The organism is Streptomyces sp. NPDC033216, assembly GCF_055577115.1.
In genome coordinates, this window is the sequence record NZ_JBVIQK010000002.1 from 1 (window position 1) to 21137 (window position 21137).

General features: G+C 71.5%; 21 protein-coding genes, 3 tRNA genes and 1 pseudogene. 18 read left to right on the top strand and 7 right to left on the bottom strand.

From position 1 onward, the window contains the following. Positions 1 to 592 precede the first annotated feature (592 nt). The 9 genes from ACZ5Y0_RS03405 to ACZ5Y0_RS03445 all read left to right on the top strand — a co-directional run bounded on the left by ACZ5Y0_RS03405 (position 593) and on the right by ACZ5Y0_RS03445 (position 9733). Entirely contained in the window at positions 593 to 1561 is a 969-nt protein-coding gene (locus ACZ5Y0_RS03405; protein ID WP_469126963.1) for a complex I subunit 1/NuoH family protein, read from the top strand. Further along, positions 1561 to 2184: a NuoI/complex I 23 kDa subunit family protein gene (locus ACZ5Y0_RS03410; RefSeq protein ID WP_469126964.1), complete on the top strand. Its 624-nt coding sequence runs from the start codon at positions 1561 to 1563 to the stop codon at positions 2182 to 2184. The genes ACZ5Y0_RS03405 and ACZ5Y0_RS03410 overlap by 1 nt, the downstream gene beginning before the upstream one ends. Continuing rightward, entirely contained in the window at positions 2181 to 2819 is a 639-nt protein-coding gene (locus ACZ5Y0_RS03415) for an NADH-quinone oxidoreductase subunit J family protein (protein WP_469126965.1), read from the top strand. The genes ACZ5Y0_RS03410 and ACZ5Y0_RS03415 overlap by 4 nt, the downstream gene beginning before the upstream one ends. Continuing rightward, entirely contained in the window at positions 2819 to 3214 is a 396-nt protein-coding gene (nuoK, locus tag ACZ5Y0_RS03420; protein WP_469126966.1) for an NADH-quinone oxidoreductase subunit NuoK, read from the top strand. Before ACZ5Y0_RS03415 ends, nuoK begins: the two co-directional genes overlap by 1 nt. After that, the gene (locus ACZ5Y0_RS03425; protein ID WP_469126967.1) at positions 3211 to 5205 is read left to right on the top strand and encodes an NADH-quinone oxidoreductase subunit 5 family protein; all 1995 of its coding nucleotides are present in this window, start codon (positions 3211 to 3213) and stop codon (positions 5203 to 5205) included. The genes nuoK and ACZ5Y0_RS03425 overlap by 4 nt, the downstream gene beginning before the upstream one ends. Positions 5206 to 5211: 6 nt before the next feature. Beyond that, positions 5212 to 6786, top strand: a complete 1575-nt coding sequence (locus ACZ5Y0_RS03430; RefSeq protein WP_469126968.1) for a complex I subunit 4 family protein — start codon at positions 5212 to 5214, stop codon at positions 6784 to 6786. After that, positions 6783 to 8300: an NADH-quinone oxidoreductase subunit N gene (locus tag ACZ5Y0_RS03435; protein WP_469126969.1), complete on the top strand. Its 1518-nt coding sequence runs from the start codon at positions 6783 to 6785 to the stop codon at positions 8298 to 8300. The genes ACZ5Y0_RS03430 and ACZ5Y0_RS03435 overlap by 4 nt, the downstream gene beginning before the upstream one ends. Before the next feature lie 183 nt (positions 8301 to 8483). Further along, entirely contained in the window at positions 8484 to 9344 is an 861-nt protein-coding gene (htpX, locus tag ACZ5Y0_RS03440) for a zinc metalloprotease HtpX (protein WP_469126970.1), read from the top strand. Then, positions 9341 to 9733 carry a YccF domain-containing protein gene (locus tag ACZ5Y0_RS03445; protein ID WP_469126971.1) on the top strand — a complete coding sequence of 131 codons (393 nt, stop codon included), beginning with the start codon at positions 9341 to 9343 and terminating at the stop codon, positions 9731 to 9733. Before htpX ends, ACZ5Y0_RS03445 begins: the two co-directional genes overlap by 4 nt. A 209-nt stretch (positions 9734 to 9942) precedes the next feature. Here ACZ5Y0_RS03445 and ACZ5Y0_RS03450 read toward each other — a convergent pair whose 3' ends face one another. Then, a complete protein-coding gene (locus tag ACZ5Y0_RS03450; protein ID WP_469126972.1) occupies positions 9943 to 11199 on the bottom strand; it encodes an APC family permease in 1257 nt (418 codons plus the stop codon). 166 nt (positions 11200 to 11365) lie between these two features. Here ACZ5Y0_RS03450 and ACZ5Y0_RS03455 point away from each other — a divergent pair, with 166 nt between their 5' ends. After that, complete coding sequence (locus ACZ5Y0_RS03455) at positions 11366 to 11632, top strand: GlsB/YeaQ/YmgE family stress response membrane protein (RefSeq protein WP_469126973.1); 267 nt, start codon at positions 11366 to 11368, stop codon at positions 11630 to 11632. Between the two features lie 107 nt (positions 11633 to 11739). Here the strand turns inward: ACZ5Y0_RS03455 and ACZ5Y0_RS03460 are convergent, their stop codons facing one another. Further along, complete coding sequence (locus tag ACZ5Y0_RS03460) at positions 11740 to 12228, bottom strand: YajQ family cyclic di-GMP-binding protein (protein WP_062640209.1); 489 nt, start codon at positions 12226 to 12228, stop codon at positions 11740 to 11742. A 227-nt stretch (positions 12229 to 12455) separates the two neighbouring features. Between ACZ5Y0_RS03460 and ACZ5Y0_RS03465 the strand changes: the two genes are divergently transcribed. Continuing rightward, positions 12456 to 12537 (top strand) — tRNA-Tyr (locus tag ACZ5Y0_RS03465). Between the two features lie 294 nt (positions 12538 to 12831). Here the strand turns inward: ACZ5Y0_RS03465 and ACZ5Y0_RS03470 are convergent. Next, positions 12832 to 13110, bottom strand: a pseudogene (locus ACZ5Y0_RS03470) (hypothetical protein); the annotation flags it as partial. Positions 13111 to 13208: 98 nt separating this feature from the next. On the opposite strand from ACZ5Y0_RS03470, the gene ACZ5Y0_RS03475 reads away from it, so the two are divergent. Then, entirely contained in the window at positions 13209 to 13421 is a 213-nt protein-coding gene (locus ACZ5Y0_RS03475; protein WP_469126974.1) for a hypothetical protein, read from the top strand. A 15-nt stretch (positions 13422 to 13436) separates the two neighbouring features. Here ACZ5Y0_RS03475 and ACZ5Y0_RS03480 read toward each other — a convergent pair whose 3' ends face one another. Both ACZ5Y0_RS03480 and ACZ5Y0_RS03485 read right to left on the bottom strand, forming a co-directional pair. Then, positions 13437 to 14093 (bottom strand): NAD(P)H-binding protein, encoded by a 657-nt coding sequence (locus ACZ5Y0_RS03480; protein WP_469126975.1) that lies wholly within the window; start codon positions 14091 to 14093, stop codon positions 13437 to 13439. A gap of 71 nt (positions 14094 to 14164) precedes the next feature. Beyond that, positions 14165 to 15427 (bottom strand): amidohydrolase family protein, encoded by a 1263-nt coding sequence (locus ACZ5Y0_RS03485; RefSeq protein ID WP_469126976.1) that lies wholly within the window; start codon positions 15425 to 15427, stop codon positions 14165 to 14167. A gap of 250 nt (positions 15428 to 15677) precedes the next feature. Here ACZ5Y0_RS03485 and ACZ5Y0_RS03490 point away from each other — a divergent pair. The 6 genes from ACZ5Y0_RS03490 to ACZ5Y0_RS03515 all read left to right on the top strand — a co-directional run bounded on the left by ACZ5Y0_RS03490 (position 15678) and on the right by ACZ5Y0_RS03515 (position 18322). Beyond that, a tRNA-Thr gene (locus ACZ5Y0_RS03490) sits at positions 15678 to 15750 on the top strand. 46 nt (positions 15751 to 15796) lie between these two features. Continuing rightward, a tRNA-Met gene (locus ACZ5Y0_RS03495) sits at positions 15797 to 15869 on the top strand. An 87-nt stretch (positions 15870 to 15956) separates the two neighbouring features. Then, positions 15957 to 16121 (top strand): 50S ribosomal protein L33, encoded by a 165-nt coding sequence (gene rpmG, locus ACZ5Y0_RS03500; protein WP_003948671.1) that lies wholly within the window; start codon positions 15957 to 15959, stop codon positions 16119 to 16121. Between the two features lie 115 nt (positions 16122 to 16236). Beyond that, positions 16237 to 16689 (top strand): FAS1-like dehydratase domain-containing protein, encoded by a 453-nt coding sequence (locus ACZ5Y0_RS03505; protein ID WP_469126977.1) that lies wholly within the window; start codon positions 16237 to 16239, stop codon positions 16687 to 16689. Position 16690: 1 nt separating this feature from the next. Further along, entirely contained in the window at positions 16691 to 17119 is a 429-nt protein-coding gene (locus tag ACZ5Y0_RS03510) for a MaoC family dehydratase (protein WP_469126978.1), read from the top strand. Between the two features lie 147 nt (positions 17120 to 17266). Beyond that, entirely contained in the window at positions 17267 to 18322 is a 1056-nt protein-coding gene (locus ACZ5Y0_RS03515) for a UDP-N-acetylmuramate dehydrogenase (protein WP_469126979.1), read from the top strand. A gap of 355 nt (positions 18323 to 18677) precedes the next feature. Here ACZ5Y0_RS03515 and ACZ5Y0_RS03520 read toward each other — a convergent pair whose 3' ends face one another. Next, the gene (locus ACZ5Y0_RS03520) at positions 18678 to 19709 is read right to left on the bottom strand and encodes an adenosine deaminase (protein ID WP_469126980.1); all 1032 of its coding nucleotides are present in this window, start codon (positions 19707 to 19709) and stop codon (positions 18678 to 18680) included. Between the two features lie 124 nt (positions 19710 to 19833). Next, complete coding sequence (locus ACZ5Y0_RS03525; RefSeq protein WP_469126981.1) at positions 19834 to 21060, bottom strand: pyridoxal phosphate-dependent aminotransferase; 1227 nt, start codon at positions 21058 to 21060, stop codon at positions 19834 to 19836. Between the last annotated feature and the right edge of the window lie 77 nt (positions 21061 to 21137).

A 21137-nucleotide genomic window follows, 5' to 3' on the forward strand; every position in this document is an offset into this window, starting at 1 on the left:
TTTTTTTTCTTTTTCTTTTTTTCTCTTCTCCTTCCTCTCTTACCCTCCCCCATCCCCCCCCCCCCCCCCCCCCCAACACCCCCCCCCCCCCCCCCACCTCCCCCCCCCCCCCCCCCCCCCCCCCCCCCCCCAGGCCCCCCAAGGACCCGCTCCCGACAGGCGGATCCCCGGAGAGCGCCTCTCCGGAGACCCCGGCCGCAGGCGGGACCACTCCCAGCGGGGCCCGCCCCACGCCGGCTCGCCGCAGCTCCGACGCGCCCTGGCATCACGCCCGCCCGGCCTTCGACGACCCGGAACGGGACCGGAAGCCCGGCGAGCCCGAACGGCAGGCGACGACCGAACCGTCCACGCCGAAGCAGCCGCCTGCGCCGAAGCAGCCGCCCTCGTCGGAGGAGCCGTCCACCGAACAGCCGGCACCGGAGGAGACTCCGTCTCCCCTCCCGGACCACAGGGGCGTTACGGACACCTCGAACGCCACGGACGTCAAGGACGTCACGGACGTCAAGGACGCAGCGGACGCCACGCCCGCCCCCGCCCCCGAGAACGACCACCCGGACAACGACACCCCCGTGAACCCCCAGGGAGGCCCGCAGTGAACGACGCTCTCGACGTCGCCCTGCGACTCCTGATCGTCTTCGTCGTCTTCCTCACCTTCCCCCTGATCATCGGTCAGACCGAGCACAAGGTGATGGCCCACATGCAGGGCCGCCTCGGCCCGATGTACGCCGGCGGCTTCCACGGTTGGGCCCAGCTCGTCGCGGACGGCGTGAAGTTCGCCCAGAAGGAGGACATCGTTCCCGCGGGCGCGGACCGCCGCATCTTCCAGCTGGCTCCCGCCGTGGCCCTGCTCCCGTACCTCCTGGTCCTCCTCGCCATCCCCGTCGGTCCCGGCGAGGGCGCCGTCGGCGAGGTCGTCGACGCGGGCATCTTCTTCGTCCTGGCCGTGATGGGCGTCGGCGTCCTCGGCTCCCTCATGGCCGGCTGGGCCAGCGCCAACAAGTTCTCCCTCCTCGGCGGCCTGCGCACCGCCGCCCAGCTCCTCGCCTACGAACTCCCGATGCTGCTCACCGCAGCCTCTGTCGCCATGGCGGCCGGCACGGTGTCCCTCCCCGGCATCGTCGACGCCTTCGAGTGGTGGTGGCTGCCCTGGCAGATCGTCGGCGCGATCGTCTTCTTCGTCGCCGGCCTCGCCGAACTTCAGCGACCGCCGTTCGACATGCCCGTCGCCGACTCGGAGATCATCTTCGGCGCCTACACCGAGTACACCGGCCTCCGCTTCGCCCTGTTCCTCCTCGCCGAGTACGCCGGAATCGTCGTCCTGTGCGGCCTGACCACCGTCCTCTTCCTGGGTGGCTGGCACGGCCCCTGGGGCGCCGACGGCCTCGGCTGGGTGTGGACCCTGCTGAAGACGGCGGTCCTCGCCTTCGTCGTCATCTGGCTTCGCGTCACCTACCCCCGCCTACGCGAGGACCAGCTCCAAAAGCTGTCGTGGACCCTCCTCGTCCCCCTTTCCCTCGCTCAGATCGCCCTCACCGGCGTCGTCAAGGTGGTGATCTCCTAGTGGCCCCCATCCCTGGCTCCGGCCTCGCCAAGGGCCTGGCCGTCACCCTCCGCACGATGACGCGGAAGACCGTCACCGAGCAGTACCCGGACGCCCAGCCCGACCTCCCGCCCCGCACCCGCGGGGTCATCGGCCTGTTCGAGGAGAACTGCACGGTCTGCATGCTGTGCGCCCGCGAGTGCCCGGACTGGTGCATCTACATCGACTCCCACAAGGAGACGGTCCCGGCGGCGACCCCCGGCGGTCGCGAACGCAGCCGCAACGTCCTCGACCGCTTCGCCATCGACTTCGCCCTGTGCATGTACTGCGGTATCTGCATCGAGGTCTGTCCTTTCGACGCCCTGTTCTGGTCCCCGGAGTTCGAGTACGCCGAGACCGACATCCGCGAACTCACCCACGAGCGGGACAAGCTCCGCGAGTGGATGTGGACCGTGCCGGCCCCGCCCGCCCTCGACCCCGGCGCGGAGGAACCGAAGGAGATCGCCGCCGCCCGCAAGACGGCCGAGAAGCTGGCTGCCGCCCAGACCACCCCGGCGACGCGGGCCGCCCCGGCCACCCCGCCCACGCAGACGGACCAGGCCACCCCGGCCGGACCGGACAACCATCAGGGAGGCGAGGCGTGACCCTCGCTCAGGCACCCCACGGCTTCCTCTCCCCGACCGGCGTGGAGATCGCCTTCCTCCTCGTCGGCCTGGTGACCTTCGGCGCCGCCCTCGTCACCGTCACCACCAAGCAGCTGGTGCACGCCGCCCTCTGGCTGGTCGTGGCCCTGGGCGGCCTCGCCGTCGAGTACCTCCTGCTCACCGCGGAGTTCATCGCCTGGGTGCAGGTACTGATCTACGTGGGTTCCGTCGTCGTCCTTCTCCTCTTCGGTCTGATGCTCACCAGGGCGCCCATCGGCCGCTCCCCGGACGCGGACTCCGGCAACCGGTGGGCCGCCCTCACGGTCGCCGTCGCCGCCGCGGCCACCCTCGTCTGGGTGGTCGTCGACGCCTTCCGCGCCACCTGGATCGACCTCGACGGTCCGGCCGCCGGCTCCACCGAGGCCACCGGCGCGAGCCTCTTCCAGAACTGGGTCCTCCCCTTCGAGGCTCTGTCCGTCCTCCTCCTCGCGGCCCTGGTCGGCGCGATCGTCCTGTCCCGCAAGGCGAAGGCGGAGCGAAGCTCTCCCCCAGTGAACTCCCGACCCACCGGCGAGAGTTCCCCATCCGCCCCGGATGCCCGGAAAAATCCGGCCGAGCAGGAAGGCGCCCGCTGATGCACCTCGCCTATCCCGCCGTCCTCTCCGCCCTCCTCTTCTGCACCGGCCTGTACGGCGTCCTCGCCCGCCGCAACGCGATCCTGGTCCTGATGTCCGTCGAGCTGATGCTCAACGCCGTCAACCTCAACCTCGTCGCCTTCGACGTCTGGCTCAGCCGGACCGCCGAGGAGACCCTGCATTCCGGCCAGGCCCTGACCCTGTTCACCATCGCCATCGCGGCCGCCGAGATCGGCATCGGCCTGGCGATCGTCCTCGCCGTCCACCGAAACCGCGGCACCGCGGACATCGACAAGCTCCGCGACACCGCCGAGGGCCACGAGAGCGCCGGGGGCACCGGGTCGGCCGACATCGACACCGCCCCCACGGCCGAGAAGGCTGAGGCCACCGCGTGACCACGACCACCCTCGCCGTCCTCGTCCCGCTCCTGCCGTTCCTCGGCGCCGCCACCGGCCTGCTCCTCGGCCGGACCGCCCCCGGCTTCGTCCGCCCGCTCGCCGTCCTGCCGACCCTCGCCTCCCTGGTTCTGGCCGCCATCGTCGCCGTACGCCAGGGCGGGGGCGCGGCCGTCGACGCGGCCACCGAGCTGACGCCCACCGGGTCCGTCCCGATCGAACTCGCCCTGCACATCGACGGTTTCGCCGCTCTCGTCGCCGTCCTGGTCGGTCTCGTCGCCACCTGCGTGCAGGTCTACTCGACGGGTTACCTGCGCGACGACCCGCGCTACCCCTCGTACGCCGCCCTCGTCTCCCTGTTCACCTCCGCGATGTTCCTCGTCGTCTACTCGGGCGACCTGATCGTGCTGCTGGTCGGCTGGGAAGTGATGGGCATCTGCTCCTACTTCCTGGTGGGTCACTACTGGGAGACACCGGAGGCCCGCGCCGCCTCCATCAAGGCCTTCCTCGTCACCAAGCTCGGTGACGTCCCCTTCCTCATCGGCCTGCTCGCCCTCGGCACCGACGCCGGCTCCTTCCGGGTCACGAAGGTCCTGGGCACGGTCGCGCACGGCGGGCTCGACCACCCGACGCTGATCGCCCTGTTGCTCCTGGCGGGAGTGGCCGGCAAGTCGGCGCAGTTCCCGCTGCACACCTGGCTCCCCGACGCGATGGCGGGCCCGACACCCGTGTCCGCGCTGATCCACGCCGCGACGATGGTCGCCGCCGGTGTCTACTTCGTCGCCCGTCTCCTCCCGGTGTTCGAGGCCTCCCAAGCCGCGATGGTCGTCCTCGCCGTCATGGCCGCGGTCACCATGACCGGTTCGGGTCTCGCCGCGCTCGCCCAGGACGACATCAAGCGGGTCCTCGCCTATTCGACGATCGGCCAACTCGCCTACATGACCGGCGCCCTCGCCGTCGGCGACCGCGGTGCCGCCGTCTTCCACCTCATCTCCCACGGAGCCTTCAAGGCGCTGCTCTTCCTCGCGGCCGGCGTGATCATCCACGCGGCCGGCACCAACTCGCTGGCCGCCATGTCCCGCATGGCCGGCCTGCGCGAACGCGTCCCGGACGCCTTCTGGACGATGACCGTGGCCCTCCTCGCGCTCGCCGCGATCCCGCCGTTCAGCGGCTTCTTCTCCAAGGAGTCCGTCCTCGGCGCCGCCGAGCACGTCTCCACCGGCCACACCGAGCACGCCCCCGCCGCGGCGGGCTGGATCGTCCTCGTCGCGGGTCTGCTCACCGCCGTCCTCACCGCCGCCTACGCGACCCGGCTGTGGCTGCTGGCCTTCCGCGGCCGCGGCGCCGAGGCTCCCGACCACGGTCGTCACCCGCTGCCCATGACCGTGGTGCTGTGGGTGCTCGCGGTCCCGTCCCTCGCCCTCGGCGCGTTCGCCTACCGCTCGCTGCCCGACTGGTTCGACGGCCGCGACCTCGCCCCGACCCTCACCACCTCCGTCCTCGGCACCGGCCTGGCCCTCCTCGGTGGCCTCGTCGTGTACGGCGCCTGGCGGCACACCGCCGCACGCGCCGCCCGTGTCCCGCTCGGCGCGGTCGCCGCGCATCCCGAGGGCGACGCCGGCCTCGTCGAGGCCGAAGCCATCGCGACCCACGCACCCGCCTACGGAGACGTGGCCTCGGCAGCCGACCCGGCAGACCCCGGACGGCTCCTGCTCGGCCCGCTGCACTGTCACGCGGCCACCGGCTTCCACCTGGACGTCGTCTACACCACCCTGTTCGTCCGCCCGGTGCGGGCCGGAGCGAGCCTCGTCCGGTTCCTCGACCGCGAGGTCGTCGACACCTACGTACGCGGCGCGGGCACCTTGCCGCGCTGGCTCGGCACCGCCGTACGGCGAATCCAGACCGGCAACATCCAGACCTATGTGAGCGCGCTGCTCGCCGGCACCGTCGTCCTGGTGGTCGCCGTCCTCCTCGTCGCCACGGGAGCGTGAGCAGGCGTGATCGATATCAGTGAGTCCGTGATGCAGTTCCTTCTGGCGTTGATCGTGGCCGGTCCGCTCCTCGGCGCGGTCGCCGCTCTGCTGCCCGCCCCGCCCGGACTGAAGGGGAAGTCACCCGAGCAGGCCGTCCTGCGGCACGGGGTCACCGTGACCGGCGCGGTCCTCATCGCCGCGATCGTCCTCGCGCTCGGCTTCGACCACACCCAGCCCTCGAAGATGCAGGCCACGACCGACATCAGCTGGATTCCCGCACTCGACGTGCGCATCCACCTCGGCATCGACGGCATCTCCCTCCCCCTTCTGGTCCTGACCGCGCTGCTGACCTTCCTGTGCGCGCTCTACTCGTACTTCAACCTGCCGACGGGCCCCAGCCCGAAGGCCTTCGTCGCGCTTCTGCTCGTCCTCGAGGCCGGCACCCTCGCCACCTTCGCCGTCCTCGACCTGCTGCTGTTCTTCCTCGCCTTCGAGATGGTCCTGATCCCGATGTACTTCCTGATCGCCCGCTGGGGCGGCGCCGGCCGGACCCGGGCGGCCTGGAAGTTCATCCTGTACACGCTGCTCGGATCCGTGGTCATGCTGCTCGGCCTGCTCCTGATCGGGATCAAGGCGGGCACCTTCGACATGGTGGCACTCGCCACTGACAACGGCCGGTCCCTGACCACATCCGTGCAGGTCATCGCCGTTCTGGCGGTCGGGACCGGGCTCGCGGTGAAGACCCCGATGTGGCCCCTGCACAGCTGGCTGCCGGACGCACACACCGCCGCACCGACCGTAGGATCGGTCCTCCTCGCAGGCGTCCTGCTGAAGATGGGTACGTACGGCTTCGTCCGCATTCTTCTCCCGGTCGCCCCCGACGGCTTCCACACCTTCGCGCCCTACCTCGCCGCCCTCGCCGTCGTCGGCATCATCTACGGCTCCCTGGCCTGCCTCGCCCTCGCCAGGCACGGCGCCAAGGGCGACCTCAAGCGCCTGATCGCCTACTCCTCCGTCGGCCACATGGGCTTCGTCCTGCTCGGCATCGCCTCCACGACCCCGACCGGCGTCAACGGCGCCCTGTTCGCCAACGTCGCTCACGGCCTCATCACCGGCCTGCTGTTCTTCCTGGTCGGCGCCCTGAAGGACCGCACCGGCACCACCGACCTGGACACCCTCGCGGCGGAGACCGGGGCGGCCCTCTACGGCAAGGCCCCCCGCCTCGGCGGCCTCCTCGCCTTCGCCGCCGTCGCCTCGCTCGGCCTGCCCGGCCTCGCCGGGTTCTGGGGCGAGATGCTGGCCCTGTTCGGCGCCTTCGACCCCGCCGACGACCTCAGCCGCCCCGCGTTCCTCACCTTCACCGCCATCGCCGCCTTCGGGACGTTCCTCACCGCGGCGTACCTCCTCGTCGTGGTCCGCCGCGTCTGCATGGGCGCCGTCCCCCCGGACGCCTCGCGCCTCACCGACATCCGTACGTACGAGTTCGCGGCCTGGACACCCCTCGTCGTGCTCACCGTCGTCGCCGGCCTCTGGCCCAAGGCACTCCTCGGCCTGACCGACCCGGCCGTGCAGCAACTCCTCGCAGGAGGCAACCGATGAGTCACCTCGCCGCCGCCCCCTCGCTCGTCCAGTCCGTCGACTGGCTCGCCATCGCCCCGCCCACCCTCACGGCGGTCGTCGGGCTCGTCGTCCTCGTCGCCGACCTGTTCGTGCCGGAGAGCCGCAAGCCGCTCCTCGGCTGGTTCTCCGTCACGGGCCTCGCCGCCGCCACGGCCCTCCTGCTGCCACTCCTGGACGGTGACCGCTCCACTTTCTGCCTGACCGGCGACACACGCGTGTGCAGCTACACGACCGACCACTTCACCCTCGTCATCCAGTTCCTGGTGCTCGGCGGAGCGCTGCTGGCCGCTCTCCTGTCGGTCACCGCCCTGAAGGACGAGCGCGGACGGCTCCCCGAGGGAGAGTTCTGGTTCCTGCTGCTGTCCTCCGCCGCGGGGGCCGCCCTCCTGCCCGCCTCCCGCGACCTCGCCACCCTGGTCGTCGCCCTGGAGGTCGCCTCCCTGCCCGCCTTCGCCCTCGTCGGCATCCGGCACGGCGACCGCAGGTCCTCAGAAGCGGCCCTGAAGTTCTTCCTGTCGTCCGTCACCGCGACCGCCGTCAGCCTCCTGGGCATCAGCTTCGTCTACGCCACGACCGGCACCCTCTACCTCACCCAGGTGGCCGACCGCATCCAGGACGTCGACGGACAGCTGCACACCCTCGCTCAGACCGGCGTCGTCCTCACCCTCATCGGGTTCGCGTTCAAGACGGCCGCCGTCCCCTTCCACTTCTGGGTCCCCGACACCTACGTCGGCGCCCCCCTCCCCATCGCCGCCTACCTGTCGGTCGTCGGCAAGGCGGTGGGCTTCTCCGGCCTCATCCTCGTCACGGTCGTCGCCTTCCCGTCGTACGCCGACGTGTGGGGCCCCGCCCTGGCGGCACTGGCCGCCCTCACCATGACCGTCGGCAACGTCGGCGCCCTGCGCCAGCAGGCCACGCGCGCGTACAGCGCCGTACGTCTGCTCGCCTGGTCCTCCGTCGGACAGGCCGGCTATCTCCTCGTCCCGATCGCCGCCGCCGCGTACTCCGACGATCCCGAGCACGCCGTCGGCTCCACCGTCGCCTACGCCCTCATGTACGCCGCCGTGAACCTGGGCGCCTTCGCCGTCGCCGCCCTGGTCGGCCGTGCGCACGACACGAACCGCGTCACCGACTACCGGGGCCTGTACGCGAAGAACCCGCTCTCCGCGCTGACGCTGGCCTTCTTCCTGCTCTGCCTCGCCGGACTCCCGCCCGGCGTCATCGGACTCTTCGCCAAGGTCACCGTCTTCTCGGCCGCCGTCGGCGCCGGCCTCGGCTGGCTCGCCGTCGTCATGGCCGTCAACGTCGTCATCGCCCTGTACTACTACCTCCAGTGGACGGCCCTGCTGTTCCGTGCCCCCGAGGGCGAAACCGGCAGGCACCCCGTCCCGGCGCCCCTCACGGCCGCCATCACCCTCACCGCGGTCCTCGGCGTCGCCCTCTCCGGCGCCCCGCAGCTCGTGCTGCGCTTCGCCGGCACCTCCCTCTTCTGAGCCGGCACCCGGACGGCCCGTGCCCGCCGCCGGGAGCACAAGGGAACCAGGGGCCCTCGTCCGGCGTTGACCAAAACGGGAGGTTCCACTGGACGTGGCACCGCGACACCAGCGGAACCGCAGATCGGAAGAGAAGATCCGCAAGCGAAGGGTTCCCCCGCCGCACGACTTGGAGGGCGTACCGTGCACCGCCGGCACAACGGGCTCAGGACCGCAGTACTCCTCGGGGGACTGTCCGCACTCATCATCGTCATCGGCAGCTTCTTCGGCCGCATGGGACTCGTCGTCGCGGTTCTGATCGCCCTCGGCACCAACGCGTACGCGTACTGGAACAGCGACAAACTGGCCCTGCGCGCCATGCGCGCCCGCCCCGTGAGCGAGTTCGAGGCGCCCGGCCTTTACCGCATGGTCCGCGAACTCTCCACCCAGGCCCGACAGCCCATGCCCCGTCTGTACATCTCCCCGACCGAGGCTCCCAACGCCTTCGCCACCGGCCGCAACCCGCGCAACGCCGCCGTGTGCTGCACCGAGGGCATCCTGCGCCTCCTCGACGAGCGGGAACTGCGCGGCGTCATCGGCCACGAGCTGAGCCACGTCTACAACCGCGACATCCTCATCTCCTCGGTCGCCGGCGCCCTCGCCTCAGTGATCATGTTCCTGGTCAACTTCGCCTGGCTGATCCCCGTCGGCCGGTCCAACGACGACGACGGCCCCGGCATCCTCGGCATGCTGCTGATCCTGATCCTCGGCCCGCTCGCCGCCAGCCTCATCCAACTGGCCATCAGCCGCTCCCGCGAATACGAGGCCGACGCCTCCGGCGCCCAGCTCACCGGCGACCCCCTGGCCCTCGCCGGCGCCCTGCGCAAGCTCGAACTGGGCACCAAGCAGCTCCCACTGCCGCCCGAGCCCCGCATCGAGACCGCGAGCCACATGATGATCGCCAACCCGTTCCGCCCGGGCCAGGGCCTCTCCAAGATGTTTTCGACGCACCCGCCGATGGCGGAGCGCATCGCCCGTCTAGAGAAGATGGCAGGCCACCAGTGAAGACCATCCTGAACGTCATATGGCTCATCCTCAGCGGCTTCTGGCTGTTCCTCGGATACGTGTTCGCGGGACTGCTGCTGTGCGTCACGATCATCGGTATCCCCTTCGGCATCGCCGCCTTCCGCATCGGCGTGTACGCCCTGTGGCCCTTCGGGTACACGACGGTCGAGCGCCGCGACGCGGGAGCCCCGTCCTGCCTCGGCAACGTCCTCTGGCTGGTCCTCGCCGGCTGGTGGCTGGCCCTCGCGCACATCGTCACCGGCATCGCCCTGTGCATCACGATCATCGGCATCCCGTTCGGCCTCGCCAACTTCAAGCTGATCCCGGTCTCGCTGCTCCCGCTGGGCCGCGAGATCGTGCCCACGGACCAGCCGTTCGCCGCACGCTGACCACGGCCAGTGGACCGGAGTTGTCCACAGTCCGCCGGTTCTCCACAGGCCGCTCCGGATGTCAGCGGCAGCCCGCACCATGGACGCATGACGAAGAACGAGCAGGCGAGGACAGCACCGACAGGAGCCCGGGCCCACGCCCGACCGAGCCCGGTGTCCCGAAGACCGGGGCGTGCCCAGACACCGATCGCGTAACGGGCTCGCGCCCCCTACCTCCGTACCGCCCCCACTCGCGCCCGCACCCCGTACGCGACGACACCCACCGCCAGCACACCCGTCCCCGCCGTTACCGAGGTCCCCGGCAGCGCGAACGCCAGGACCAGGCAGCCGAGGAGGCCAACCGCCGGCAGGGCCCGCTTCAGCGGGGCCGCATCCAGGGTCCACGCCGACGCGTTGCCGACCGCGTAGTACGCCAGCACACCGAAGGAGGAGAAACCGATCGCGCCGCGCACGTCCACCGTGGCGGCCAGGAAAGCGACCACGGCGCCCACGGCCAGTTCGGCCCGGTGCGGCACCTGGAAGCGCGGATGCACCGCCGACAGCATGCCGGGCAGATGCCGGTCGCGTGCCATGGCCAGCGTGATCCGGGACACGCCCAGGACCAGGGCCAACAGCGAACCCAGCGCGGCCACGGCGGCCCCGGCCCGGACCACCGGCACCAGCCCCGGCACACCCGCGGCACGCACCGCGTCCGCCAGCGGCGCGGCAGCACGTCCGAGATCCCCGGACCCGAGCACGGAGAGGACGGAGACCGCCACACACACGTAGACGGCCAGCGCGATGCCGAGCGCGAGCGGGATCGCGCGCGGGACGGTGCGCGCCGGATCCCGCACCTCCTCGCCGAGGGTCGCGATGCGCGCGTACCCAGCGAAGGCGAAGAACAGCAGGCCGGCCGCTTCCAGCACCCCGCCGAACCCTCCGGAGGCCCCGATGCCCAGCCGCCCGGCATCGGACTCCCCGGAGCCGAAGCACACGACGACCACGGAAGCGAGGACCGCCAGGACCACCGCCACGATCAGCCGCGTCAGCCAGGCCGACTTGTGGACGCCGCCGTAGTTCACCGCGGTCAGCGCCACCACGGCGGCGACCGCCACCGCGTGCGCCTGCCCCGGCCAGACGTACGCCCCGACCGTCAGCGCCATCGCCGCACAGGAGGCCGTCTTCCCGACCACGAAGGACCAGCCCGCGAGATATCCCCAGAACGGGCCGAGCCGTTCGCGCCCGTACACATAGGTGCCGCCCGAAGCCGGGTACAACGCGGCCAGGCGAGCCGACGACATGGCGTTGCAGTAGGCGATCAGGGCGGCGAGCGCCAGGCCGAGCAGCAGCCCGGAACCGGCGGCGCGGGCGGCGGGCGCGAGGGCGGCGAAGATGCCCGCGCCGACCATCGAGCCGAGCCCGATCACCACGGCGTCCCCGACCCCCAGGGTGCGCCGCAACCCGTCGGCCGATCCGGACTGTGTCATGGGCCGCACCCTACTGAGCCGAGGAACCACTGGGCGCTGCCAGGACGTCGTCCCAGCCAACACAGCACGAACGGGCCGTGGACGACCTGCGGACGATCAGCCTGTCCGGAGCGAGATCACAGCACCGGGACGGTGCGGGCACATCGCGGAAGGGCAGGGTCAGCACATGAGCATCATCAGCTGGATCATTCTGGGGCTGTTGGCCGGGGTCATCGCCAAGGTACTGCTGCCGGGCCGGGACCCGGGCGGCTTCGTCGGCACGACCGTCATCGGCGTCGCGGGCGCGTTCCTCGGCGGTTGGATATCGGCCCGCTGGCTGGAGCACCCCATCACCAAGGACTTCTACGACGGCGCCACCTGGGCCGCGGCGATCGGCGGATCGCTGGTGCTCCTGATCGCCTACCGCATCCTGTTCGGCAATTCACGAGACTGACCCGCCGGACGGACGGGGAGGGCGACCGCTGCCGCGGTGGCGCCCCTCCCGTCCCGCTGCCCTCACCAGGGAGTCCCAGGGAGTCCCGGGGAGTCCCAGGCCAGGTCCTACCGGTAGTTCACGAACTGCAGCGCGAAGTCGAAGTCCTGACCCTTCAACAGGGAAATGACGGTCTGGAGGTCGTCACGGCTCTTGGAGCTGACGCGCAGTTCCTCGCCCTGCACCTGGGCCTTGACGCCCTTGGGGCCCTCGTCGCGGATGAGCTTGGCGACCTTCTTCGCGTTGTCCTGGGAGATGCCCTCCTTGATCTCCGCGAAGAGCTTGTACTCCTTGCCGGAGAGCTGCGGCTCGCCCGCGTCCAGCGCCTTCAGCGAGATCCCGCGCTTGATCAGCTTCGACTGGAAGACGTCGAGGACGGCGTTCACCCGGTCCTCGGAGTTCGCCTCCATGAGGATCTTGTCTCCGGACCACGAGATCGAGGCGCCGACGCCCTTGAAGTCGTAGCGCTGGGAGATCTCCTTGGCGGCCTGGTTGAGGGCGTTGTCGACCTCCTGCCGCTCGACCTTCGAGACGATGTCGAAACTGGAGTCGGCCATGTCCTGTGGCTCCTTGATATCGGGGTGCGTATCGGATGCGTGTCGGCGTCCGTGGGGCTGTCGCCGAGCCCGGCGCAAGACGCGGGCCGCATCCGGACAAGCCTAGCCACCCTGCCCCGCCGGGGCGGTGAGGAATCCAGGTGGCGAAGCACCCCTCCCCATCGGGTATCGTTTACGTCGTTGCCGGAGAGCACCGCCGAAAAGCGGTTCGAACGGCGGCAAAACCCGGCGGTGTGCCCGAGCGGCCAAAGGGAGCAGACTGTAAATCTGCCGGCTCAGCCTTCCCAGGTTCGAATCCTGGCGCCGCCACGCTGAGTGAGACCCCCTCCGATCTGTGGAAACGCAGAGCGGAGGGGGTCTTCTTCCTTCTCAGGGCTCTTCCCCGCCCGACCGGGCTCACCGGTCGCCGGACGGGGGCTCACCCGGCTCCGAGGCCGCCCCCGAGGCCGGCCCTGACGCGATCTGCGACGTCGGCCCTGATGCCTCTCCGGACGTCAGCCCCGACGTCGGCCCTGGCGCCGTCTCCGACGCCGTCTCAGATGTCCCTCCAGACGGCCCCGACGCCGTTCCCGAGGCCTCGGGTGCCGTCCCCGGTGCCGTTCCCGACGCCTCCTCCTCCGGGCTCTTCGCGGCTCTCCTCACCTCCGCCTCCACGGCGTTGCGGGGCCTGTTCTCGTCCTTGGCGTAGTCGGTGAGGGCGGCCTGGGTGTCGCGGGCGAGGTCGCGCCAGGCTCGCCAGGCGGTTTCGTAGGTGTCGGTCTGGGCCTGGGACCAGGGGGCCGCCGTGGGCGCGCCGTAGGTGTCCCGCAGGTGCAGGACCCTGGCGTGGGCCTCGTCGGCCGCGCGCTGTTTCGCCACGAGTTCCTCGAAGGTATGTGCCACGTGTAGCGATGCTAGGGAGAGGACGGCCGTCGCGCGCGCCGAACGGGGCGTGCGTTGTCGCGCGGTACCCGTGTGGCGCACTGGGGCAGACTGATCCCATGTCCAGCCGTCGCAGAACCTGCCCCGAGTGCCGTCGGGAGATCGCCGTGGTTGCCGGACGGTTCGCCCGGCACGACCCTCCCGGCGCGCGGGAGAACGGTCGGCTGACCTCGTGCCCCGGTTCCCGCAGCACGGCCCGACTGGGTGCCGCCCAGCCGTCGTTGGACGGGTACGTGGTGTCCGACATCCCCGGCCAACTGCCCCTGTTCTGAACGCGCTCGCGGCGCTCAGTTGCCCGCGACCGACTTCACCGCCACGGGCACCGGCGTCGACCCGGAGACCAGTTCCAGGGTCAGGCCGGCCGTCGCCGGCGTGTCCAGCAGTTCCGCGAGGACGGAGGCGACGTCGTCGCGCGGGATCGACCCGCGGCCCGTTCGCGCCTCCAGCCGGACGAGGCCCTTGCCCGCGTCGTCCGTCAGTGAACCGGGGCGCAGGATCGTCCAGTCGAGACCGTCCAGGCCCTGGACGTACGCGTCGGCCTCGCCCTTGGCGCGCAGGTAGACGTCGAAGACCTCGTCGCCCCGGCGGTCGGGATCGGCACCGTAGGAGGACACGACGACGAAGCGGCGTACGCCCGCGCGTACCGCCGCGTCCGCGAACAGCACCGCCGCGCCCCTGTCGACGGTGTCCTTGCGGGCCGTTCCGCTGCCCGGACCCGCGCCCGCCGCGAACACCGCGGCGTCCGCGCCCCGCAGGGCCTCCGCGACCGCCGCCTCGGACGCCGACTCCAGGTCCAGGACGACCGGTTCGGCGCCGACGGCCCGCAGGTCGTCGCTCTGTTCGGCCTTGCGGACGATGCCCGCGACCTCGACTCCGCGTGCGGCGAGCAGACGCTCCAACCGCAGCGCGATCTGACCATGACCTCCGGCGATGACAATGCGCATGCCTTCGACCGTACGCCCGGCCGGGCCTTCCGGCGCGCCACCGGAGGCGAACGCCGGAGCGCGGCCCGCGCCTACGACAGCGTTCCGCGCCCCTGCCGCGGCAGCCCCGACTCCGCCGCCGCCGAGTCGCAGTACTCGCGCACCGCGCTCGTCCGCGCCACCACCCGCCCCCGGTGGATGACGATCCGGCTGTACGCCAGCGACAGCGCGCCCGCCAGGCGGTCGCCGCGCACGGCCAGCAGGTCGGCCGGGAAGCCCGCCTCCACGCGGACCTCGGGCAGTCCCAGGGCCGCCCGCGCGGACGTGCTGACGGCGTCGTAGGCGTCCTCGGGGCGCAGGCCGTGGCGGGAGGCCAGGAGGTACGCCGCTTCCAGGGGGTCGCCCCTGCCGACCGGGTTGGAGACGTCCCGCAGGGTGCCGCTGCCGGCCGCGACCCGGACGCCGGCCGCGCGCAGCAGTCGTACGGGAGGCGTGCCGCGGCGGTCCGTGGCGCCGCAGCCGCCCTGGGGCAGGCACACCACCGTCACGCCGGCCGCGGCGAGTCGGTCGGCCGTGCGGGTCGCGGACTCGGCGGGCAGGTGGGCGAGGGCGGCGCACGGGCCGAGGGTGACGCCGGGGCGCAGGCCGCCCGCCATGGCGGCGAACCGGGCCAGCCGGGCCGGGTCGGCGGCGTCGGTGTGCAGGTCGACGGGGCAGCCGTGTTCGGAGGCGACCTCCAGGACGGCCTCCACATAGCCGGTCGGGTCGGGGTCCAGGTCCGGGCAGCCGCCCACCACGGAGGCGCCCATCTTCAGGGCGTCCCGCAGCGTCGCGAGGCCGTCCGCGCCCGCCACCCCGGTCAGCAGGCGGGGCATCGCCACCGTCGCCAGCTCGGCCAACCCGCGCAGCGAGCGCCGGGCCTGGAGGACGGCCGCCAGCGAGCCCAGCCCCTGGACGTCGCCGACGCGGACGTGCGCGCGGGACGCGGTCGACCCGTGCGCGAGTTGCAGCAGCGCGGCCTCCGCGGCCCGGCGCTGGACGTTCTCGGGGGCGTACGAGACGGGGCCGTCGGTGTCCGCGGAGAGGGCGGTGTCGGCGTGGGCGTGGGGTTCGGCGGGGGCGGGGAGGAGGAGGTAGCCACCGAGGTCCACGCGGGTGCCGGCGGTGTGGCCGAGATCTCCCGTCAGGCTGCCGGCGGTGCCGACCGCCTCGATGCGTCCGCGGCCCAGCCGTACGTCCACGGTCCGGCCGTCCGCGAGGCGGGCGCCGCACAGCAGGAGGGCGCCCGGGTCCGGCCGCCCGTCCGGGGAACCCGGCGCACCGGACGGCGGGGGCGGCTGCGACTGGCTGGGCATCGCGCTCCAGGGTCTCGGCGGTGAGTGGCGGCTCGGTGCCCGGGGGGGTCGGACAACATCACGCAGAGTGAGTCGAGCGTAGGGCGGCGGTCCGGAGCTGTCGGGGAGGAGAGCAATAGTCGTACCGGTGTGGTCCGGTGGGCCGGAGGGGCTCAGGTGCCGTGTGCGGCCTGGGCGGAACGGGGCCTGACGGGGCCGGACAAACGGATTTGGGTGAACGGCTGCGGACCGTGTAATGTCTTCATCGCTCGCCCCAATAGCTCAGTCGGTAGAGCGTCTCCATGGTAAGGAGAAGGTCTACGGTTCGATTCCGTATTGGGGCTCTGGTGGGTGAGGTTCCCGTCGCGAGGCGGGACCTGATCCCATCAAAGCGGTGTAGCTCAGTCGGTAGAGCAAGCGGCTCATAATCGCTGTGTCACCGGTTCAAGTCCGGTCACCGCTACTGACAGTAGCCGATTGTGGGGTCGGTCCTTCGATCGGCTACTCTTTCTTGCGTATATGTCCCATCCGTTCGTCAAGGAGCACTCACGTGGCTGCCACCGACGTCCGCCCGAAGATCACGCTGGCCTGCGTGGAGTGCAAGGAGCGGAACTACATCACCAAGAAGAACCGGCGTAACAACCCGGATCGACTGGAGATGAAGAAGCACTGCCCGCGTTGCAATGCGCACACCGCGCACCGCGAAACGCGATAAATCAGGCTCGTACGTGAGGCCGTCCCCGAGTGATCGGGGGCGGCCTCACGTCGTTTGAACGACCAGTACCGGTCAGTAGAGCAGCGACGCAGAGCAACCAGGAGGTGCCGAGCCGATGGCGCTCGACCAGTCCTTCGTCGGGCGGACCTACCCGCCCACCGATCCCTATGAGGTCGGCAGGGAGAAGATCCGCGAGTTCGCGGAGGCCGTGGGGGACACCCACCCGGCCTACATCGACCCGGAGGCCGCCAAGGCACTGGGACACCCCGACGTGATCGCCCCCCCGACCTTCGTGTTCTCCATCACCTTCAAGGCCGCGGGCCAGGTCGTCCGGGATCCGCAGCTCGGTCTGGACTACAGCCGGGTGGTGCACGGCGACCAGAAGTTCGCCTACCGGCGCCCCGTGCGGGCAGGGGACCGCCTCACCGTGACCTCCACCATCGAAGCGATCAAGTCCATGGCGGGGAACGACATCGTGGACGTCCGGGGCGAGGTCCATGACGAGACCGGCGAGCACGTCGTGACCGCCTGGACCAAGCTCGTCGCCCGCGCGGCGGAGGTGGGCTGACATGACCGCGAAGATCTCCTACGACGACGTCGAGGTCGGCACCGAGCTGCCGGCCCAGTCGTTCGGCGTGACCCGTGCCACCCTCGTCCAGTACGCGGGTGCCTCCGGGGACTTCAACCCGATCCACTGGAACGAGAAGTTCGCCAAGGAGGTGGGCCTGCCGGACGTCATCGCACACGGCATGTTCACCATGGCCGAGGCGATCCGGGTGGTCACCGACTGGACCGGTGACCCGGGTGCGGTCGTCGAGTACGGCGTCCGCTTCACCCGGCCCGTCGTCGTCCCCAACGACGAGCAGGGCGCGACCATCGAGGTCAGCGGCAAGATCGGCGCCAAGCTCGACGACAACACGGTCCGCGTGGACCTGACGGCGACCAACGGCGGCCAGAAGGTCCTGGGGATGTCACGGGCGGTCGTACGACTGGCCTGAGGCGGGCCGGCCGGAGCAGGGCCGTGCGGCCCGGAGATGTCCTGACCCGAGACCGGTGGGACAAGGGGCGTCCTCCCTTGAGGGCGCCCCTCAGTCATGATGCGAGCGCGGACGGGGCTGTCGGTGACGTCTCGTAGGCTTGGGCGCGTGCTGGAACTCCACGACGCCCCGCTCGCCCCGCTGACCACCTTCCGGCTGGGCGGCCCCGCCACCAGGCTGGTGACCGCGACGACCGACGCCGAGGTGGTCGCCGCCGTGCGCGAGGCCGACGCCGACGGCACCCCGCTGCTCGTCATCGGCGGCGGCTCCAACCTCGTCATCGGCGACCGCGGCTTCGCGGGCACCGCCCTGCGCATCGCCACCAGCGGCTTCGACCTCGTCGGTACGACGCTGGAACTGGCCGCCGGTGAGGTGTGGACCGACGCCGTCGCCCGCACCGTCGAGGCCGGCCTGGCCGGCGTCGAATGCCTGGCCGGCATCCCCGGCTCGGCCGGCGCGACCCCGATCCAGAACGTGGGGGCGTACGGCCAGGAGGTCTCCGCCACGATCACCGAGGTGATCGCCTACGACCGCCGCGCCGACGAGACGGTCACCCTCAGCAACGAGGAGTGCGCCTTCTCCTACCGGCACAGCCGCTTCAAGGCCGACCCCGAGCGCTATGTCGTGCTGCGCGTCCGCTTCGCCCTGGAGGACGCCGACGGGCTGTCCGCGCCGGTCAAGTACGCCGAGACGGCACGCGCGCTGGGCGTGGAACCCGGCGACCGGGTGCCGCTGGCGCAGGCCCGCGACACCGTGCTCAAGCTGCGCGCCGGCAAGGGGATGGTCCTGGATGCCGAGGATCACGACACCTGGTCCGCCGGGTCCTTCTTCACCAACCCGATCCTCACCGACGCCGACTTCGCGGTGTTCCGCGCGCGCGTGAAGGAGCGGCTCGGCGAGGACGCCGTACCGCCCGCCTACCCGGCGGGGGAGGGGCGCACCAAGGCCTCCGCGGCCTGGCTGATCGACAAGGCCGGCTTCACGAAGGGGTACGGCGACGGGCCCGCCCGCATCTCCACCAAGCACACCCTCGCCCTCACCAACCGCGGCGAGGCCACCACGGAGGACCTGCTGACCCTGGCCCGCGAGGTCGTGGCCGGGGTACGCGAGGCGTTCGGCGTCACGCTGGTGAACGAGCCGGTGATGGTGGGGGTCGCGCTGTAGGGGCGGGCCGTGGACGCGGTGCCCCCGTGGTGGGGGGCGCCTGCGGGCCGAGGGTCTCCGATCCGTGGCCCCGGCGACCGCGGGCGCCCCCTGCCACGACGGTGGGCGCCCGGTGCCTCTCCTGGTTCTCCCGCGGCACGGCTGTTTGCCGGCCGGGGCGGCTGGAATGCGGCCGACACCCCCGCGCGGGCCCCCGACGGTCCCCACGATCGGCGCCACCTTCCTGTCCCCCGACAGCGGCGTGCCGCGTGGCGAAGGCCGAGACGGCACGCGCGCGGGCCGCGGCGGCGGGTGCCGGCCGATGGACGCTCGCCGGCCCGGCGAGCCCCCGACACCGTCCGGTGGCCGCCGCTCGTCACGAGGCCAGCCAGTCGTCCACCCCCGTCAGCAGCTTCTCCTGTACGTCCTTCGGGGCCGCCGAACCCTGGATCGACTGGCGGGCCAGTTCGGCCAGTTCCTCGTCCGTGAAGGCGTGGTACCGGCGGGCCAGCTCGTACTGGTCGGCCAGCCGGGAGCCGAACAGCAGCGGGTCGTCGGCCCCCAGGGCCATCGGAACACCGGCCTCGTAGAGGGTGCGCAGCGGCACGTCCTCGGGCTTCTCGTACACGCCCAGGGCCACGTTCGAGGCGGGGCAGACCTCGCAGGTGACACCCCGCTCCGCGAGCCGCTTCAACAGCCGCGGGTCGTCCGCCGCCCGCACCCCGTGCCCGATCCGCGTGGCGTGCAGGTCGTCCAGGCAGTCCCGGACCGACGAGGGCCCGGCCAGCTCGCCGCCGTGCGGGGCCGACAGCAGGCCGCCCTCCCGGGCGATGGCGAAGGCGCGGTCGAAGTCCCGCGCCATGCCCCGGCGTTCGTCGTTCGAGAGTCCGAAGCCCACCACGCCCCGGTCGGCGTACCGCACGGCCAGCCGGGCCAGCGTGCGGGCGTCCAGCGGATGCTTCATCCGGTTCGCCGCCACCAGCACCCGCATTCCGAGCCCGGTCTCCCGCGACGCCGACTCCACGGCGTCCAGGATGATCTCCAGCGTCGGGATCAGTCCGCCCAGCCGCGGCGCGTACGACGTCGGGTCCACCTGGATCTCCAGCCAGCCCGACCCGTCCTTCACATCCTCCTCGGCGGCCTCCCGCACCAGCCGCCGGATGTCCTCGGGCCCTCTGATGCAGGAGCGCGCCGCGTCGTACAGCCGCTGGAAACGGAACCAGCCCCGCTCGTCGGTCGCCCGCAACTGGGGTGGCTCGCCACTGGTCAGGGCCTCGCTCAGCGTCTCCGGCAGATGCACGCCGTACTTGTCGGCGAGTTCCAGCACGGTGCCGGGCCGCATCGACCCGGTGAAGTGCAGGTGCAGATGGGCTTTCGGCAGCTCAGAGACATCACGTACACGCTCCATTCCGGAATCCTGCCGTACGCCGAGGCCGTCCGGGTAGCCGTTTCCCCGAACGTGGTCCTGCTCGCACACAGCGGCGGGCCGCCTCCCGAGGGAGACGGCCCGCCGACCGCTCAGGGGAGCGGGATCAGTCCCTGGCCTCCGCCAGCAGCTTCTGGATCCGGCTCACGCCCTCGACGAGGTCCTCGTCACCGAGCGCGTACGACAGCCGCAGATAGCCCGGCGTGCCGAAGGCCTCGCCCGGGACGACCGCGACCTCCGCCTCCTCCAGGATGAGCGCCGCCAGCTCGACGGAGTCCTGCGGGCGCTTCCCGCGGATCTCCTTGCCGAGCAGAGCCTTCACCGAGGGGTAGGCGTAGAACGCGCCCTCGGGCTCCGGGCAGAGCACGCCGTCGATCTCGTTGAGCATGCGCACGATCGTCCGGCGGCGGCGGTCGAACGCCTCCCGCATCTTCGCCACAGCCTCCAGGTCACCGGAGACGGCGGCCAGCGCGGCCACCTGGGCGACGTTCGAGACGTTCGAGGTGGCGTGCGACTGGAGGTTCGTCGCCGCCTTCACGACGTCCTTCGGGCCGATGATCCAGCCCACCCGCCAGCCCGTCATCGCGTACGTCTTGGCGACACCGTTGACCACGATGCACTTGTCGCGCAGCTCGGGCAGGATCGCCGGCAGCGAGACGAACGTCGCGTCGCCGTAGACGAGGTGCTCGTAGATCTCGTCGGTGAGCACCCACAGGCCGTGCTCCACGGCCCAGTGGCCGATCGCCTCGGCCTCGGCCTCGCTGTAGACGGCGCCGGTCGGGTTGGACGGCGAGACGAAGAGGACGACCTTCGTCTTCTCCGTGCGCGCCGCCTCCAGCTGCTCGACGCTGACCCGGTAGCCGGTCGTCTCGTCCGCGACGACCTCCACCGGGACACCGCCGGCCAGCCGGATCGACTCGGGGTACGTCGTCCAGTACGGCGCCGGGACGATGACCTCGTCGCCCGGGTCGAGGATCGCGGCGAAGGCCTCGTAGATGGCCTGCTTGCCGCCGTTGGTGACCAGGACCTGCGACGCGTCGACCTCGTAGCCGGAGTCGCGCAGCGTCTTCGCGGCGATCGCGGCCTTCAGCTCGGGCAGACCGCCGGCCGGCGTGTAGCGGTGGTACTTCGGGTTCTTGCAGGCGTCGACCGCGGCCTCGACGATGTAGTCGGGGGTCGGGAAGTCGGGCTCACCGGCGCCGAAGCCGATCACCGGCCGCCCGGCGGCCTTCAGGGCCTTGGCCTTGGCGTCCACGGCGAGGGTGGCGGACTCGGAGATCGCACCGACCCGGGCGGAGACCCGGCGCTCGGTGGGAGGGGTTGCAGCGCTCATGACCCCATGTTTTCAGACGGGAAACCCGCCCGGCACACGGGTTTCACGGACTGAACAAGGACGGGCCCCGCTGGGAA

Coding starts and splice junctions, on each gene's coding strand:
- nuoK (WP_469126966.1), top strand. CDS start 2,819: ATGCACCTCGCCTATCCCGCCGTCCTCTCCGCCCTCCTCTTCTGCACC.
- ACZ5Y0_RS03435 (WP_469126969.1), top strand. CDS start 6,783: ATGAGTCACCTCGCCGCCGCCCCCTCGCTCGTCCAGTCCGTCGACTGG.
- ACZ5Y0_RS03450 (WP_469126972.1), bottom strand. CDS start 11,199: ATGACACAGTCCGGATCGGCCGACGGGTTGCGGCGCACCCTGGGGGTC.
- ACZ5Y0_RS03455 (WP_469126973.1), top strand. CDS start 11,366: ATGAGCATCATCAGCTGGATCATTCTGGGGCTGTTGGCCGGGGTCATC.
- ACZ5Y0_RS03460 (WP_062640209.1), bottom strand. CDS start 12,228: ATGGCCGACTCCAGTTTCGACATCGTCTCGAAGGTCGAGCGGCAGGAG.
- ACZ5Y0_RS03475 (WP_469126974.1), top strand. CDS start 13,209: ATGTCCAGCCGTCGCAGAACCTGCCCCGAGTGCCGTCGGGAGATCGCC.
- ACZ5Y0_RS03480 (WP_469126975.1), bottom strand. CDS start 14,093: ATGCGCATTGTCATCGCCGGAGGTCATGGTCAGATCGCGCTGCGGTTG.
- ACZ5Y0_RS03485 (WP_469126976.1), bottom strand. CDS start 15,427: ATGCCCAGCCAGTCGCAGCCGCCCCCGCCGTCCGGTGCGCCGGGTTCC.
- ACZ5Y0_RS03505 (WP_469126977.1), top strand. CDS start 16,237: ATGGCGCTCGACCAGTCCTTCGTCGGGCGGACCTACCCGCCCACCGAT.
- ACZ5Y0_RS03510 (WP_469126978.1), top strand. CDS start 16,691: ATGACCGCGAAGATCTCCTACGACGACGTCGAGGTCGGCACCGAGCTG.
- ACZ5Y0_RS03520 (WP_469126980.1), bottom strand. CDS start 19,709: ATGGAGCGTGTACGTGATGTCTCTGAGCTGCCGAAAGCCCATCTGCAC.
- ACZ5Y0_RS03525 (WP_469126981.1), bottom strand. CDS start 21,060: ATGAGCGCTGCAACCCCTCCCACCGAGCGCCGGGTCTCCGCCCGGGTC.